Below are 16,517 nucleotides of genomic sequence, written 5' to 3'. Positions count from 1 at the left end.
TTTTAAAATATTAGAAAAGAATTTAAATAAACTGACTGACATGAAGTTTATTTTCGAACAAGCAGATATTTTGCAAAAAAGAGAATTTGTTAATATAGTGTTCGACAGTAATTTATACTACGAAAATGGTTTTTATCGAACACCTACAATGATGGATTTATTTTCTGTTAACCATTTGAAAATGAAGGAAGAAAGCTTACTTATTTATACAAAAAAAGAGATTCTAAATAATAGAATCCCTTTCAGCGGAGAGTGAGGGATTATTTCATATTCCCTAGAAAAGAAAGTAATTCTAAGAAAACTCTAGATACTTCGCATCTATTATTTTTTGTTTTTCCTTTCAGTTTTATGAAAATGAAAGGAAAACAACTTCAGAAAAACAAAAAACCCAACAGATTACTCTATTGGGTTTTCTTAGCGGAGAGTGAGGGATTCGAACCCCCGGAGGTGTGACCCTCAACAGTTTTCAAGACTGCCGCATTCGACCACTCTGCCAACTCTCCAATAACGCAGTCTACTGCGGTATTGCGAGTGCAAATATAGAACGCTTTTTCGTTTTTCCAAATTCTAAAAACAATTATTTTTAAAATAATTTTTAACAAAATGATTCTCAATAGAATATTTTTATTGTTTTTTTTGAAAAGAGTCGTTTATATCTTTGTTGTAATTAATTTTAGTCATGATTAGAAGAATTGAAGAAGTAGATTTTCCGAGATTGAGAGATATTTGGGTAAGTTCGGTTAGTAACACACACCATTTTTTAGCAAAAGAAGATTTTGAATATTATAAAGAAAATTTACCTAATTATTTTCCGCATGTAGCCTTATTTGGTTACGAAATCGGAAATCAATTGGTAGGATTTGTAGGTGTTGCAGAGCAAAATCTTGAAATGTTATTTATTCACAATGATTTTCGAAGAAAGGGAGTAGGGAAGACTTTGTTGGATTTTTCTATTCAAGAATTGAATGTGAAATCGGTTGATGTGAATGAACAAAATCAGCAAGCGATTGATTTTTATTTAAGCCAAGGTTTTAAGGTTACTTCTCGTTCTGAAAAAGATAACGAGGGAAAAGCTTATCCTATTTTGCATTTGAGTTTATAATTTCAGGAGAGTAGCTTAACTTTGTCGCATATTTTTTAGCCATGCTTTCATCAACAGAATTATCATCAACTCAAAAAAATCGCATTCGATTCGCTGTTTCGCTCTTCTTTTTTTCGCAAGGTTTAGCTTTTTCGTCTTGGGCAAGTCGTATTCCGACGATTAAATCAGATTTAGGAATTTCTGAAGGACAATTGGGAACATTATTGTTGTTAATGCCGATTGGACAGTTGTGTACAATGGCGCTTTCAGGAAAATTAGTCGCGAAATATGGAAGTAAAAATGTCTTACGAATTGTCGTTTTAATTTATCCTTTAATTCTTTGTTGTATAGGTTTGGCTCAAAATTTTTATCAATTAGGTGCTGTTTTATTTTTCTTTGGAGTAATAGGAAACATGTGCAATATTTCGGTGAATACGCAAGGAGTTGAGGTAGAGAAAATATATGGAAAATCGATTATGTCCTCTTTTCATGGTGCGTGGAGTATCGCTGGTTTTACAGGTGCTTTGATTGGTTTATTGATGATGAATTTGCATGTGAATACATTTTATCATTTTGTGATTATTTATGGCTTAATTATTTTGAGCTGGTTCATTAATAAAAAATATTTAGTCGATTCTACACCAGCTCCAGCGAAGGAAAAGAAATCTATTTTTTCAAAACCAGATACTGTTTTGGTTCAACTAGGAATTATAGGTTTTTTGAGCATGGCAACAGAAGGTGCGATGTTCGATTGGAGTGGTGTTTATTTCCAAGATATTGTAAAAGCGCCACAGAATTTAGTTGTCGTTGGTTATGCTTCGTTTATGGTGATGATGGCAACAGGACGTTTCGTTGGTGATTATTTTATCAGTAAATATGGAAAAAAACGCGTGATGCAAATTAGTGGAATTTTGATGTTTTCTGGTTTGATGCTTTCAGTATTTTTTCCTCAATTTATTGTGTGTACAATTGCATTTATGATGGTTGGATTGGGTGTTGCGTGTAATGTGCCAACGGTTTATAGTGTAGCAGGAAAAAACAAAAATGTAAATCCAGGCGTTGCATTAGCAATGGTTTCAAGTATCTCTTTTTTAGGATTTTTGATGGGACCACCACTGATTGGTTATATTGCTGAAGCTTTTGATTTGAGATATTCTTATGCGTTATTTGCTTGTTTTGGATTGATTATGGTTATTATGGTTGGTAGAATGAAAATTTTTAAAACAGAGTAAAAAAATAATGAAAAACTTGTAAAAAGTAAACATAATTATAAATTTGTTTTTTATTAAATGAAGTAAAACTATGTTTCGATTTTTAGTCAATAACAAGTTTTTTAATGTAATCCTTTCAATATCGTACACATTAGCTATTATAGCATTATTGGTAATGTTTGGATTTGGATTTCCTGTTGAGTATAAACTTTATATAAACATTTTTTTTATCATTCTACTATCTGTCGGAATTTTAAGAACAATACTTAAATATGTTTATTTTAAAGAAAAAATTATTCCGCGAGTCATCATTTTTGATATAGTAAGTATACTATTTATTCTTTATTGTATTAAAATTCAAGTCACTGATTATAGTTGGTTTTTTGTTAGTAAATATTTGCAATTTGCGATTGTACTAAAATTAATTCGAGAAATTGCTACGCCTAATTTTACATTCAAACGATCAGTTATTACGCCGCCGCAACTATTTATTTTCAGTTTTTTCATTTTAGTTTTTGGCGGAGCGTGTTTATTGATGTTGCCAAAAGCAACTTATCATTCAATTTCTTTTTTAGATGCATTGTTTACGTCTACAAGCGCCGTTTGTGTAACGGGGTTAACGTCTGTTGATACCTATGTCACGTACACGCCTGTTGGTCATTTTATTTTAATGTTATTAATACAAGCAGGAGGTTTAGGTATTTTGACATTTGCTGGATATATTGCTTATTTTTTCAAAGGAAATAGTTCTTATGAGAATCAAATAGCATTAGGAAGTATTGCAAACAACGATTCTTTGAGTGAAGTTTTTTCTTTTGTAAAAAGGATTATCTATTTAACTTTTGGTATCGAATTCGTAGGAGCTGTATTAATTTATATTTCAATTGCACCTTATAATATTAGTATTGTTGACAAATTATTTTTTAGTATTTTTCATTCAGTTTCGGCTTTTTGTAATGCAGGTTTTTCTACATTGCCAAATGGATTAATGAACAAAGGTTTTGTTCACAATTATGGATTTCAATCTGTTCTAATCACATTGATATTCTTAGGAGGAATAGGTTTTCCTATCTTGATTAATATTCTACGTTATACAGATTATTTAATCAGAAAATTAATTTCAAAAATTCTCCATAATAAAAATAATCGTAAGAATTGGGTTTTTACATTAAGTTCTAAAGTTAATTTAATCACCTCATTAACAATACTAATTATTTCTACAATCATATTATTCTTCGAAGAATATTATTCTACATTAGGACAACATCAAGGTTTCGGAAAGTTTATTTCAGCTTTATTTATCGCCATAACGCCTCGTACAGCAGGTTTTAATAATATAGATTTTTCTCACTTACAATTCTCTTCCATACTTTTGGTTATTTTGTTAATGTGGATTGGTGCTTCACCAGCATCAACAGGAGGAGGAATTAAAACGAGTACTTTTGCAATTGCAATTCTTAATTTTATTAATATTGCACGCGGAAAAAATAAAATCGAAATTTACAAAAGAGAATTAAGCCCTATCAATGTACAAAAAGCTTTTGCTACAATGACCTTATCTTTTTTAGTCATTGGAATAGGAATATTTTTAATAACAAAATTTGATAATCATTTACATCTTATTGATGTTGCATTCGAAGCTTTTTCAGCTTATTCTACTGTTGGTTTATCATTAAATTTAACACCTACATTATCAGATCCAAGTAAAATTGTTGTCATTACAATGATGTTTATTGGTCGTGTTTCAATGATTACAATTTTGATGGCTTTTTTTAAGAAAACTGTTTCATCTAATTATCGTTATCCATCAGATGATATTTTAATTTAAAAGAAAATTATGAAAATAATAATTATAGGTTTAGGAAATTTCGGCGCGGCGCTTGGTAAGAAAATGGTAAAGCTTGGTCACGAAATTATCGGTGTTGACAATAATATTCAACGTGTTGAAGCTTTGAAAGATAAGTTATCCTATACCATTTGTTTAGATGCAACAGATGAATTATCAATTAATAAATTACCACTAAATAATACAGATATTGTAATTGTAAGTATTGGGGAAAATGAAGGTGCCAATATTATGGCTACTGCTATTTTTAAAAATAAAAATGTAAAACGTTTGATTAGTCGTTCTATCAATTCTTTACACGAAAATGTTTTGCAAGCAATTGGAGTTACAGAAATTATTCGACCCGAAGCTGAATCTGCAGAACGTTGGACAAAAAAACTAAATGTGAAAGGAGTTGTAGATTCTTTTGAATTAAACAAAGAGTTTAGCATTATAGAGGTTGTAACACCAAATGAATTGGTTGGAAAGACGTTTGATGAAATACAATTCAAAAAGCAACATAATATTTTGGTGATGACGATTATTAAAAATAAAGAAGAAGCAAGTTTCTTGGGACAATATAAAATTGTGCCAGAAGTACAAGGTTTTCCGTCATCTAATACGGTAATTACCAAAGATGATGTGTTGGTGATTTATGGTGCAAATCAAGAGATTTATAAGTTTTTGAAGAAATTTAATATTCAATAATCTTATGCTCATTTTTTAAGAGATAAGGCTTATGAATTTTTAAATAAAAAATAATTCCGATAAAATAGCAGACAACATCCAATATATCTGCTGTGTAATTTGAAGAAAATTTTGGCATAAGAAATTCTAACAAAAAACTGAGAACAAACGCCGTAATGACCAAATAACTTGTTGGATAAACGTACAATTGATTGTTGTATTTTACTTTCGAAATGATATAACTTCCCAAATGTGTCATTGCAGGAACGGCAAAAATATCTGTCAGATAATGATTGAGATACTCAATTTCTATGGAATAAATTCGTGTAAGTTTGATAAAAATCCAACTCAGAATATAGAAACTAAAATAAGTATCAAATAGTTTCATTTTTTAAACCACAACAAGAATTATTAACACACAAAAAGCTCCAAGAATCATCAAGAATAGGAAGAAAGCGTCGTCTATTAATTTTTGAGAGGTACTTCGTTTGTCTTTTTTTTCTTCCATTTTTTCATTCTTTCAAGCAAAAGTATTTAATTCATTTCGAATTGCATAAGACGAATGTCATTGTAAAGTTTTTAAAATTGGATAGATTGAATCTTTAAAATATTTTCATAACTTTAAAACAGTAAATGATTGATAATGAAAATACTTTTATTCTTTCTTTTTCCAATTGCTCTTTTTGCGCAAGAAGTTGCTCAGAATGATAATTTAAAAAATAAATTGTTGATGAATTTTGCTCAACAATCTGGCTATTTTGATTTTAAGTATTCGCAAGATTTATCGCTTGAAAAGAATAATGAATTGATGGAAGATTATTTTAAAAATTATTCAAATAAACAACAAGATGTTTCTCCTTTAAAGCCAGTTGAGAAAAGAATTCCTTATGAATATGATGATTCAAAAACATACGGACAAAACTTAATAAGAAGTGTTGTGCATGAGATATTTTTTAGTAAACCACTGAAATTAGGGAAATAAAAAAAGCCCAATCCTTGAATTGAGCTTTAAAATACTATAAAAATATATAAAAATTCTGAGCTTAGAATTTTATATCCTCTGTTGTTGCGATTAAATCTTGAATTGTTTCGCGACGACGAATTAAATAATCCTTATCGTCAATTAACAAGACTTCCGCAGGTTTGAAACGCGAATTGTAGTTCGAAGCCATCGAGAAACAATATGCTCCAGCATTGTGGAAACACAACACATCTCCTTCGCTAATTTCATTTATTTTACGATTCGATCCAAACGTATCTGTTTCACAAATGTATCCCACAACTGTGTAATAACGGCTACGACCTTCTGGATTCGAAATATTTTCAATTTCGTGATGAGCACTATAAAACATCGGACGAATTAAATGGTTGAAACCTGTATCAATTCCAGCAAAAACAGTAGAAGTTGTTTGTTTAACAACATTTACAGTCGCTAAGAAAGATCCTGCTTCCGAAACCATATATTTTCCTGGCTCGAACATTAATGTCAAAGGCTTTCCGTACGTTTTTTCAAACTCATTGAAACGAGCTGATAAACGCTCTCCTAAATATTCAATATCTGTTTCGTCTGCGCCTGGATAGTAAGGAACTTTAAATCCTGATCCAAAATCGATGTAAGATAAATTCTTGAATTCTGCTGCAACTTCAAATAAAATTTCAGCTCCTTGTAAGAAAACATCAATATCTAAAATATCAGAACCTGTATGCATGTGAACACCATCCAAATGTAAACCTGTATTTTCTACAACACGTTTGATATGTGGTAATTGGTGAATAGAAATTCCGAATTTTGAATCAATATGTCCAACCGAAATATTTGCATTTCCACCTGCCATAATATGTGGATTAATACGCACACAAACTGGATATTTAGGAAAATCTTGACCAAATGTTTCTAAAACAGAAAGGTTATCGATATTGATGCGAACACCTAAATCAATTGCTTTTTTAATTTCAGCATACGAAACACCATTTGGCGTATAAATGATTTCTTTAGGCTTGAAACCCGCCATTAATCCCAATTCTACTTCTTGAATAGAAACCGTATCCAATCCTGAACCAAGTGATTTGAAATACTTTAAAAGATTAAGATTTGTGTTCGCCTTACATGCATAATTTAACTTTAAACGTTTGACTGTAGAAAATGCATTTGTCATCTTTTCATATTGCGATCTAATTTTGTTCGCATCATATACATACAAGGGCGCACCATATTTTTGCACCAATTCCAATAGACGTTCTCTATTCAGTTCCATTTTGTTTATTTTTTTGTTTAAAGTTAAATTTCAGTTGCCAAAATTACGGAATACAAATGGTTTTCTGAAGATAATTCAGAATAAACTTATTATAAATCAATAATTTCGAATATTGTTTAAAGATTTAAAAAATATTTCGAATATTATTCGGGAATAAATGTTTTAATCCCTCCACCATTCTTTGAAGTTGAAGACAGAATCGTTCAAATTTAGTGGTTCACCAATCATAGGCGTCAAAATATCGAGCTTATTTTGCTTACCATTCTCTATAATTTTTTCCAAAGGTTCGTCCCAAGCATGTTTTGCCAAAGCAAATTTTGCAGCATGTACAGGAATAATATGTTTTGTTTTCAAATCGTTGATAATTACAGGCAAATCTGTTGGTAAAGCATGAATATATTTCCACGCATCATTATATTGACCATTTTCGAGAATTGCAAAATCAAACGGACCATATTTTTCTCCAATTTCTCTGAAATGCGTATCATAACCGCTGTCACCACCTAAAAATATTTTTTGCGTAGGTGTTTCCAATACATAAGAAGTCCAAAGTGTTGTATTTCGTTTAAATTTTCTACCAGAAAAATGACGAGCTGGTGTAAAAGTAATTTTTAAGTCATTTTTTAATAAAACGCTTGTGTTCCATTCTTCTTCGATTAATTGTTCTGGTAGATAATTCCACTTCTCGAAATGTGCGCCAACTCCAAGCGGAAGAATCACTTTCTCCACTTTTGGACGTAATTCTTTCACTGTTTCATAATCCAAGTGATCGTAATGATCGTGTGAAATAACCAAATAATCAATCTTTGGGAAATCTTTTGCGTGATACGTATTTGCTCCTTTAAATGCTTTATTGAAAATTGGTAAAGGCGAACCGTAATCACTAAAAACAGGATCGATTAGGAAATTAACACCATCCAATTGAATATAATAAGACGAATGTCCCAACCAAATAAATACATTTTCAGATTTATCAATAGATTTGATATCCGTCTGAATATGCGGAATAGAATCTTTCGGATTGAGTTTTGGATTTTTCGCACCAAAGAAAAAGTCCCACATTACTTTTTTAGTATCAAAACCTTCTGCAAATGCAGGTGTGTGATGAATATTTTGAAATTGTCCATTTTTATACAACTTCGATTGTTTCATTCGTTCCAATCGTTTTCCAGTTGCATCAGCACCAAAAGTATCCATTTGTAGAATAGCGAAAGTTGCAATTACAAGAATTACAATCAAACTTAATAGGAAGTAAAGCATTCGTTTAAAAACTTTTCGTTTATTGATTTTTTTCATTAATGATCAAATGTATAAAATTCTTGGATTGCTTTTGAAATAATATATCTTAAGTAAACTGTAACATTTGTAACTTTCATTTTAATTTTGATTTACCAACTTTGTACACGTTTTAGAAAAAATATAAAATGGAATTTATCTTACAACCTTGGCCATGGTATATTGGCGGACCAATAATCGCGATTGTAATGCTTTTATTGATTTATTTCGGAAAAAGTTTTGGATTTTCATCAAACTTCAGAACGATTTGTTCTGCTTTGGGAGGAGGAAAATCATGTGATTTTTTCTCGTTTGATTGGAAATCTCAAAAATGGAATTTATTATTCTTAGTTGGTGCAATAATAGGAGGTTTTGTTTCGGTACATTTTTTATCAGATAATCAAATTCCTGAAATTTCAGATGCTACAATTGCAAAATTGAATACAATGGGATTCGAAAGTGCAGGAAAAGCATATTCTCCAACCGAAATTTTCGAAACAATGTCTGTTAAAAATATTGCTTTATTATTTGTTGGTGGATTGTTAATTGGTTTTGGAACGCGCTACGCAGGAGGTTGTACATCTGGGCATGCGATTTTGGGTTTAAGTGATTTGCAGTTACCTTCATTAATTGCTGTTATCGGCTTTTTTATCGGTGGACTTTTGATGGTTCACGTTTTGTTTCCTTTAATTTTTTAATCTCATGAGAAGTTTAGTTTATATCATATTAGGTGTTATCTTTGGTGTAACCATGTACAAGGCAGAAACAGCCTCTTGGTTTCGTATTTTCGAAATGTTCAATTTTCAATCTTTCCACATGTACGGATTTATTGGTTCGGCTTTGGTTGTCGGTTTGATTGGAATACAATGGATGAAAAAGAAAGAAGCAAAAGATATTGATGGTGAAAAAATTGTGATTCAACCCAAAACAAAATCAATAGCTCGTTATTTGATCGGAGGAATTTTCTTCGGATTAGGTTGGGCATTGGTTGGTGCTTGTCCCGGACCAATATTTGTGTTATTAGGCGCAGGAGTTTATCCAATTTTAATTACAATTGTAGGTGCATTAATCGGTACTTTTCTTTACGGAAAAATTAGAAACAAAATCCCACATTAAACATGATAAAAGAGAAAATAGAAGCAACTTATCCATATCAATTTGAAGATGAATTATTGAATGAAATTGATGAATTAGGATCTTTGATCGAATTTAACGCAAATGATGTGATGATAGATTTGAACCAATTTATCAAAGGAATGCCAATTCTTTTGAGTGGTGCAATCAAGATTATGCGCGAAGATTTTGATGAAGGAGAACTGTTGTTGTATTTTCTTGAAAAAGGTGATACATGTGCGATGACGATGGCGTGTTGTTTGGGTGATAAACAAAGTAAAATACGCGCTGTAGCTGAAACTGATGGAGAATTGGTGATGATTCCGATTGTAAAAATGGACGAATGGTTGGCAAAATATCCATCGTGGAGACGTTTCATTTTTGATAGTTACAATAATAGAATGGAGGAAATGTTGGTAGCGATTGACAATTTAGCTTTTAATGATATGAACGAACGTTTGAAAAAATATCTGTTGGATGTCGCAAGTATCAACAAAGGTAAAGTTGTGGTAAAAACACATCAAGAAATTGCTTACGAGCTCAATACTTCTCGTGTTGTTATTTCTCGTTTGTTGAAAGCGTTAGAAAAAGAAGGTTTCCTTCAACTGAATAGAAACGAAATCACGATTAAGTAAGTAATTATTAAAAAATATAAAAGGAAGCGCATTGTTAAGCTTCCTTTTTTTTTGTTGAAACAATTTATAATAGAAAATTTTATAAAAATAATATCATTTGTAACAAATGTTACAATCTATTTTGATACGGTCAATTACTTTTGTTTTTGTATTTCATAAAACAGATGATTGCCCGTATAGTTTATTTTGGATTGTTGCTATTTACTTTTTTTCCTTTTGTAGAGTCGTCTGTGGCATTACTTTTAGGGATTGGTTATGGTTTAATTTTTCAGAATGAATTTGGGGAAATCTCAAAGAGATATTCAAAGAAATTATTGAATATAGCAATCATTGGTTTAGGATTAGGTTTGAATCTTCACGAGGCTATTTCGGTAAGTAAAGATGGATTTTTTCTCACTTTTATTTCTGTATTAAGTGTTTTTACATTAGGATTTGTATTCTACCGATTATTAAAAATCAACAAGAATACATCGCTGCTGATTACTTCGGGAACTGCTATTTGTGGAGGAAGTGCTATTGCTACAATTTCTTCGGTTTTACAACCAAAAGCGAATCAAATTACCATTGCCATGGCAGTTGTGTTTGTGTTGAATGCGATTGCGTTAATGGTTTTTCCATTTATTGGACATTATTTTCAGTTATCGCAATACCAATTTGGTTTGTGGTCGGCAATTGCAATTCACGATACAAGTTCTGTTGTCGGTGCTGCTAAACAATATGGTGAACAAGCTTTGGAAGTCGCAACAACTGTAAAATTGAGCCGAACATTATGGATTTTTCCATTGGCTTTATTAATTGGTTATTTCAACAAAAAAGAGAACTCTTCTTACAAATTTCCTTATTTTATAATTGGTTTTATAGCAACAATGCTTATCGCTACTTATTTTCCTCAAGGCGAAAAAGTTTATCATATTTTACAAGGAATTTCGAAACAATTAATGATTGTTGCTTTATTTATGATTGGCTCGTTGATTAACTTACAATCCATCAAACAAGCAGGTTTTAAAACCTTATCATACGGAATTTTACTTTGGATTTTTATCTCCATTTTATCTTTGGTTTTGGTTTTAAATTATTTTTAAAATCTTTATTCTCTCTATTTTAAGTCTGTAACATTGGTTACTGTCGATTGTTTTTTAGCAACTTAACTTTGCTTCAACAAATTAAAAAAGGTTAAACCATAAAAATATTATCATATGTTTTTTCAACACATTTTTGAAAAGTCATTGGCGCATTCAAGTTACCTTGTAGGTTGTCAAGCAAAAGGAGAAGCAATTGTAATCGATCCAAAAAGAGATATTGATACATACTTAAAAATAGCAGAAGAAAATAAGCTGAAAATTACGCATATTGCCGAAACACATATTCATGCTGATTATCTTTCTGGTAGCCAAGAGTTAGCTTATGTAACAGGTGCGAAGATGTATTTGTCTGATGAAGGCGGAGAAGATTGGCAATACGATTTTGAACATATCGGATTAAAAAATGGGGATAAAATAGAAGTTGGAAATCTAATTTTTGAGGTGATGCATACACCAGGTCACACGCCAGAAAGTATTAGTCTTTTGTTGACGGATAAACCTGCGACGAAAGAACCAGTTATGATTTTTACTGGAGATTTTGTTTTTGTAGGAGATATTGGTCGTCCAGATTTATTAGAAGAAGCTGCTGGATTAATTGGTACTAAAGAAGTAGGAGCAAAGCAGATGTTTAAATCGTTGAAAAAATTTCAAGCATTACCAGATTATCTACAAGTTTGGCCAGCACATGGAGCAGGTTCTGCTTGCGGAAAAGCTTTGGGAGCTGTAGCAAGTACGACGGTTGGTTATGAGAAAATCAGAAATTGGGCGTTGCAATTTGATTCGAATGAAAAAGCATTTGTTGATTATTTATTGGCAGATCAACCCGAAGCACCAGCTTATTTTACAATGATGAAAAAGTTGAATAAAACAAAACGTCCTTTGTTGATTGAAGTTCCGAAATGGGCTAAATTAACATATATCGAATTTGAAAAAGCGAAAGATTTTGGAATGAAAGTGATTGATGCGCGTATCAAAACAGATTTTTCTCAATTCCATTTACCAGGAACATTAAATATTCAAAACAATAAAACGTTCAATACATGGATGGGTTGGATGGTTAATTATCAAGAACCAATTGTGTTGATTGTAGAAGAGGATGAAGTAGAAGAAATGACGCGAAAATTGATGCGAATTGGTTTGGATAATGTCTATGGTTATATTACTCCAACAGATATGTTGAGTAATTTTAGTTACTTACAATCTTCTATTTTAATCGACGCAGAAACAATTGAAAATTACATTGGAAATGATGAGGTTCAGATTTTAGATGTTAGAGGAGAAGTAGAATTTAAAGAAGGTCATATTGAAGGAGCGAAGCATATTTTTGTCGGTTATTTACCAAAAAGATACAATGAATTAGATCCAACTAAAAAAATTGCTTTGCATTGTCAAGCTGGAGATCGAGCAACGATTGCACAAAGTTTTTTGGAATCGAAAGGTTTTGAAGTTGAAAATTATAGTGGAGGAATTGCTGACTGGAAATTGAATCAAAAACCATTCGTTAAATAATATGTTTTTCAAAAGGATTTTAAAAATGTTGACATCAAATTCGAATGTAGAGAACTATCTACAAGAAGGTGCTTTATTGTTGGATGTTCGTACAAAAGCGGAGTTTTTGGCGGGACATCATGCAGGTGCGGTGAATATTCCGTTGCAAGAATTAGAAGTAAGATTAAAGGAATTACCAAGCAAAAAAATTGTAACAGTTTGTAGAAGTGGAGCTCGTAGTGCGCAAGCAGCAACAATTTTAAATAAAAATGGATTTGAAGCAATAAACGGCGGTCCTTGGCAAACAATAAAATAAGTGTAATAATATCTAAATTTTAAAATGGATTTATTGGATAAAATACAAGGAAATAATTTTTATTTGATTGATTTTTATGCAAATTGGTGTGCTCCATGTCAGTTACAACTTCAGTTTTTAGAAAATTTGAAAGAAAAATTTTCTGATAATGTAGAAATTATAAAAATAGATGTAGATAAAGAGAAAGTAAGTACTATTCAATTTGATGCAATGTATCAAGTAAATGGTGTACCAACTTTGATGCTTTTTCATCAAGGAAAGCTACTTTGGAAACATTATGGAGTAAAGTTTGAAGATGATTTACAGGAAATTGTAAAACAATTTTTGATATAAAAAAAGACAGTAGCTGCTTAATGATTCTTCTTAGAATCAAGTGCAACTACTGTCAAATTATTTTCTTTCTCTTACTTTTTCTTCACGTATTTTTTTGGATTTTTTTTGAATTCAACTTTACAGCTTTTACTACAAAAACCATAAATTTTCTTTTGATAAATTGCGGTATCTGTTAAGAATTGTGCGGTATTCATTCCACAAATAGGATCTTTCTCGTTTACAACTTTTACTTTTAGTTTTTGTTGAGCAAAAATTGAAAAAGAGATGATGAAGAATGTTAATGTTAATATTTTTTTCATTGTTATTGATTTTTAGATTGAAATAAATTGTAATTAAAAAAGAAACCTATTCTGTTTTTTACTTCGATTTCTCCCGAATTTAAATCAGAAAGTATAGGTTGAAAATATTCTATACCAAAATTAAATTTTCGAGCAGCTGCTTCTAATCCTAATTTCGCAAATTGAGCTTTTCCTTTAGATTTTGGAAGCGTCTCCCCAAATTGTTCATTTTTATAATAAAGCTCGTTTTGAAAACCAACTTTTCCAAGTAATTTTAATTCATTGTTAATGAAAAGATGTTGTAATTGAATTAATTGATTCCATTGATCTCCAAATTTGTATTTCTTCTTATTCTCTCCTTTCAAGTTGTAGTCTGTTACTAATTGTAAAGTCGAATTCTTAAAAGCTAATTGGTAATTTATTGCAAACTGAGTATCCCAACTTCCTGTACCTAATTGAAAACTTGGATTGGTTGTTTCAGCATTTGCTTGATTAAATTTTGCGATTGGAATTTTTAAACCTATTGCAGCACTTAATCCATGTTTTAGCTCATTAGAACTTGTGTTTGATTTAATGACTTTAACTATTCCCATCATATTTAAATCTCCAATACCAGAAATAGAAGAAGAGTTTTTACCTTCTTTATTATGAAAATGGTAAGGAATACTAGCATTGATGTCAATTCTATTATTTATTGGAATTCTTGCCCATAATTGAATGGTATTGAACAGTTGCTTTTGTGTTCTTTTATTAGAAAAAGCATCTTCTTTAGCTTTATAAGATTGATGTAGATAACGAATACCAACGAAATTTGAATTTATAAGATTTTCAATTCCATTTGAGGTTGAAGTTGCAGAACAACCGCAAGCATCACAATCTAATTCTAAATCATATAAATGAGAGATTACAATAGAATCATTATCTGTATGTGCAAATAATGAAATGGGTGTAAATAATATAACGAAAAATAAATTGATATATAATTTCATTTTAATAGATTTAAAATTCTGCATAAACAGGGTTATTAATAAATGAGTAATCAGTTAATGTTTTTAGAAAAGAGATAATTGCCTTTTTTTCTTCTTCTGTCATAGGAATTCCAATTCGATTATTTTGTTTGAGTTGAGAATCCAAATTTTTATCATTTTGTACACCTTCTGAATAAAAATTCAAAACAGCTTCTAAACTATAGAATCGTCCATCGTGCATATAAGGTTTGGTCATTTCAATATTTCTTAAACTTGGAACTCTAAACTTCATAAAATCAGTCGAATCTAATGTGACACGATATAAACCTCCATCTTTGTATTGTTTATTATAATACATTCCTGTATTTCGAAAAGACTCATCTGTAAAAAGTGTTCCTTTATGACAACTTGAACATTTCTGTTGAAAAAGTTGTAAACCTTTTTTTTCGGTTTCGGTTAAATTTGTCTCTTTCCTTAAATATTGATCATATTTTGAATCTTTTGATACAACTGAAGCCATAAATTGTCCTAATGCGCTGAGAATACGATTTGCATCGATTTTATCATCTCCAAAAGCATTTTTAAACATTTTTCGATAAGAAGAATCTGATGATAATTTCTTAATGATTTCGGGAAAAGTAGTATCCATCTCTTCTTCAGCTGTAATAGGAGAAATTGGTTGTTGAGCTAAATCATGAATAACGCCATCCCACATAAATCGATTTAGAAATGCCAAATTTTGAATAGGAGGAGCATTTCGAATTCCTAATCGATCATCAATTCCATGACTAACAGGATGTCCGTGGTGAGTAAAGGCATTTTCTTGAATATGGCAAAAAGCACATGAAATAGTATTATTTCTAGATAATCGACCTTCATAAAATAGTTTTTTTCCTAACTCAACTCCATTTTTAGTTAACGGATATTTATCTGTATCAAATGTTATTTTAGGAAAATAAGAAGGAACTTCTAATTGATAAGGTTCATCAACGATTTGTCCATAATCAATATCATCATCGTTACAACTTAGCAAGATGAATAAACTGAAAATGATTGTTATTATTTTATTCATTGTTTGTAGAATTATGCGGTGTTTATAAAACACCGCTATAAACTTTATTGATTTTTTTCGTCGTTATGTACATGATCAACTCGAAACATATTTTGTATATTTTCTGTTACCAATTGTGCAAAGTTGGAAGATCCCATAATGTTATTGTTCGACTCATCTAATATCAATTTATGATCACCACTTAAATAAGTGTTCAAATTTGCCATAATATGAATAGATGGCTTAATCTTAGAAGTTACCCGTGCAGATGTAGGTAAATCTAATGTTACTTCTCTATATAAATCTTGAACATTATTTTTGTTAATATCTCCCATATTTCCAGTATGAGTTAAGAAGAAAGTGTCAGTAGTAGTTTTCCCATAAAAACCTTCTATTTTAAAGAAAACATAACCAGCAGCCCAAGACCAAGTCATTCCATTTTTCTTTGCTTTTTCCCAAAAAGTAGCTTGTCCAGTCTGGCCTAATAAATAAGCTTTCTGAGATACACCAAGTCCAAAACGTACTTTTGTATATTTATTTTGAGGAATATTATCCAAATTTAAATAAACGACATTAGCTATAGCAGAATCTTGATTAATAACAAAAGCGCCTTTGTCTGGATCGTTTTTATGATAATCAAATTCATTTCCTTTTTCGTCAATTAATGTGATGTTAGAAATGATATATTTTAATGTTGTTAATTTATGTTTTTGTCCGTTTGATGAGGTTTGTGTTGTTTGATCTAGAACAATTCCTCCCAAATTATCAAATCCATTTTCAAACTTTAATTGAATTTTACCTGTTTCGGTAGATTTAATTTCAGAGAAATCATCATCGTTGTTGCAGGAAGTAAATAAAGTAAGTAATGCGATAAATGATAAGTTTAAAAAATATTTGATTGTTTTCATTGTAATAATTG

20 protein-coding genes and 1 tRNA gene are annotated in these 16,517 nt (G+C 30.6%); 13 read left to right on the top strand and 8 right to left on the bottom strand.

Annotation, left to right across the window (positions count from 1 at the left end):
* Positions 1–256 (top strand): hypothetical protein (locus tag B3J26_RS02690; RefSeq protein ID WP_291073106.1); only part of this gene is annotated, 256 nt, incomplete at its 5' end.
* A gap of 162 nt (positions 257–418) precedes the next feature.
* On the opposite strand, the gene B3J26_RS02685 is transcribed toward B3J26_RS02690, so the two are convergent.
* Positions 419–503: transfer RNA gene (locus tag B3J26_RS02685), tRNA-Ser, on the bottom strand.
* Between the two features lie 176 nt (positions 504–679).
* Here B3J26_RS02685 and B3J26_RS02680 point away from each other — a divergent pair.
* From B3J26_RS02680 to B3J26_RS02665, 4 genes are all read left to right on the top strand, one after another.
* Positions 680–1,102, top strand: coding sequence for a GNAT family N-acetyltransferase (locus B3J26_RS02680; protein WP_125350171.1), 423 nt, complete (start codon positions 680–682; stop codon positions 1,100–1,102).
* 41 nt (positions 1,103–1,143) lie between these two features.
* Complete coding sequence (locus B3J26_RS02675) at positions 1,144–2,313, top strand: MFS transporter (protein WP_291073105.1); 1,170 nt, start codon at positions 1,144–1,146, stop codon at positions 2,311–2,313.
* Between the two features lie 376 nt (positions 2,314–2,689).
* Positions 2,690–4,120, top strand: coding sequence for a TrkH family potassium uptake protein (locus B3J26_RS02670; protein ID WP_291073104.1), 1,431 nt, complete (start codon positions 2,690–2,692; stop codon positions 4,118–4,120).
* A 9-nt stretch (positions 4,121–4,129) separates the two neighbouring features.
* Positions 4,130–4,825, top strand: coding sequence for a potassium channel family protein (locus tag B3J26_RS02665; protein ID WP_291073103.1), 696 nt, complete (start codon positions 4,130–4,132; stop codon positions 4,823–4,825).
* On the opposite strand, the gene B3J26_RS02660 is transcribed toward B3J26_RS02665, so the two are convergent.
* A complete protein-coding gene (locus tag B3J26_RS02660) occupies positions 4,812–5,192 on the bottom strand; it encodes a hypothetical protein (RefSeq protein ID WP_291073102.1) in 381 nt (126 codons plus the stop codon). The two genes, B3J26_RS02665 and B3J26_RS02660, sit on opposite strands and share 14 nt — an antisense overlap.
* 255 nt (positions 5,193–5,447) lie before the next feature.
* Between B3J26_RS02660 and B3J26_RS02655 the strand changes: the two genes are divergently transcribed.
* Complete coding sequence (locus tag B3J26_RS02655) at positions 5,448–5,786, top strand: hypothetical protein (RefSeq protein ID WP_291062817.1); 339 nt, start codon at positions 5,448–5,450, stop codon at positions 5,784–5,786.
* A gap of 61 nt (positions 5,787–5,847) precedes the next feature.
* Here B3J26_RS02655 and lysA read toward each other — a convergent pair whose 3' ends face one another.
* The gene (lysA, locus tag B3J26_RS02650; protein WP_291071371.1) at positions 5,848–7,059 is read right to left on the bottom strand and encodes a diaminopimelate decarboxylase; all 1,212 of its coding nucleotides are present in this window, start codon (positions 7,057–7,059) and stop codon (positions 5,848–5,850) included.
* A gap of 162 nt (positions 7,060–7,221) precedes the next feature.
* On the bottom strand, positions 7,222–8,355 hold the full coding sequence (locus B3J26_RS02645) for an MBL fold metallo-hydrolase (protein WP_280046161.1): 1,134 nt from the start codon (positions 8,353–8,355) through the stop codon (positions 7,222–7,224).
* A gap of 128 nt (positions 8,356–8,483) precedes the next feature.
* On the opposite strand from B3J26_RS02645, the gene B3J26_RS02640 reads away from it, so the two are divergent.
* The 7 genes from B3J26_RS02640 (at position 8,484) to B3J26_RS02610 (ending at position 13,301) form a co-directional block, all read left to right on the top strand.
* The gene (locus tag B3J26_RS02640) at positions 8,484–9,032 is read left to right on the top strand and encodes a YeeE/YedE family protein (RefSeq protein WP_291073101.1); all 549 of its coding nucleotides are present in this window, start codon (positions 8,484–8,486) and stop codon (positions 9,030–9,032) included.
* A gap of 4 nt (positions 9,033–9,036) precedes the next feature.
* Complete coding sequence (locus B3J26_RS02635) at positions 9,037–9,450, top strand: YeeE/YedE family protein (RefSeq protein ID WP_135836085.1); 414 nt, start codon at positions 9,037–9,039, stop codon at positions 9,448–9,450.
* Positions 9,451–9,452: 2 nt separating this feature from the next.
* Positions 9,453–10,082, top strand: coding sequence for a Crp/Fnr family transcriptional regulator (locus B3J26_RS02630; protein WP_286479353.1), 630 nt, complete (start codon positions 9,453–9,455; stop codon positions 10,080–10,082).
* Positions 10,083–10,246: 164 nt separating this feature from the next.
* Entirely contained in the window at positions 10,247–11,164 is a 918-nt protein-coding gene (locus B3J26_RS02625) for a YeiH family protein (RefSeq protein ID WP_291073100.1), read from the top strand.
* A 114-nt stretch (positions 11,165–11,278) separates the two neighbouring features.
* Positions 11,279–12,673, top strand: coding sequence for an MBL fold metallo-hydrolase (locus tag B3J26_RS02620; RefSeq protein WP_291073099.1), 1,395 nt, complete (start codon positions 11,279–11,281; stop codon positions 12,671–12,673).
* A 25-nt stretch (positions 12,674–12,698) separates the two neighbouring features.
* Positions 12,699–12,968 carry a rhodanese-like domain-containing protein gene (locus B3J26_RS02615; protein WP_280062497.1) on the top strand — a complete coding sequence of 90 codons (270 nt, stop codon included), beginning with the start codon at positions 12,699–12,701 and terminating at the stop codon, positions 12,966–12,968.
* A gap of 24 nt (positions 12,969–12,992) precedes the next feature.
* The gene (locus B3J26_RS02610; RefSeq protein ID WP_291069845.1) at positions 12,993–13,301 is read left to right on the top strand and encodes a thioredoxin family protein; all 309 of its coding nucleotides are present in this window, start codon (positions 12,993–12,995) and stop codon (positions 13,299–13,301) included.
* Positions 13,302–13,372: 71 nt separating this feature from the next.
* Here B3J26_RS02610 and B3J26_RS02605 read toward each other — a convergent pair whose 3' ends face one another.
* The 4 genes from B3J26_RS02605 to B3J26_RS02590 are packed head-to-tail and all read right to left on the bottom strand — an operon-like array spanning position 13,373 to position 16,506.
* Complete coding sequence (locus B3J26_RS02605) at positions 13,373–13,600, bottom strand: YHS domain-containing protein (protein WP_038334051.1); 228 nt, start codon at positions 13,598–13,600, stop codon at positions 13,373–13,375.
* 2 nt (positions 13,601–13,602) lie between these two features.
* Positions 13,603–14,568: a hypothetical protein gene (locus B3J26_RS02600; RefSeq protein WP_291073098.1), complete on the bottom strand. Its 966-nt coding sequence runs from the start codon at positions 14,566–14,568 to the stop codon at positions 13,603–13,605.
* Positions 14,569–14,578: 10 nt separating this feature from the next.
* A complete protein-coding gene (locus B3J26_RS02595; RefSeq protein WP_038334056.1) occupies positions 14,579–15,619 on the bottom strand; it encodes a cytochrome-c peroxidase in 1,041 nt (346 codons plus the stop codon).
* 44 nt (positions 15,620–15,663) lie between these two features.
* A complete protein-coding gene (locus B3J26_RS02590) occupies positions 15,664–16,506 on the bottom strand; it encodes an MbnP family protein (RefSeq protein WP_280046164.1) in 843 nt (280 codons plus the stop codon).
* Positions 16,507–16,517: the final 11 nt, after the last annotated feature.

The organism is Empedobacter sp. UBA5987 (assembly GCF_002429865.1).
GTDB classification, from domain to species: domain Bacteria; phylum Bacteroidota; class Bacteroidia; order Flavobacteriales; family Weeksellaceae; genus Empedobacter; species Empedobacter falsenii_B.
Note: the sequence above shows the minus strand (reverse complement) of the source record. Positions and strands in the feature narration are given on the sequence as shown.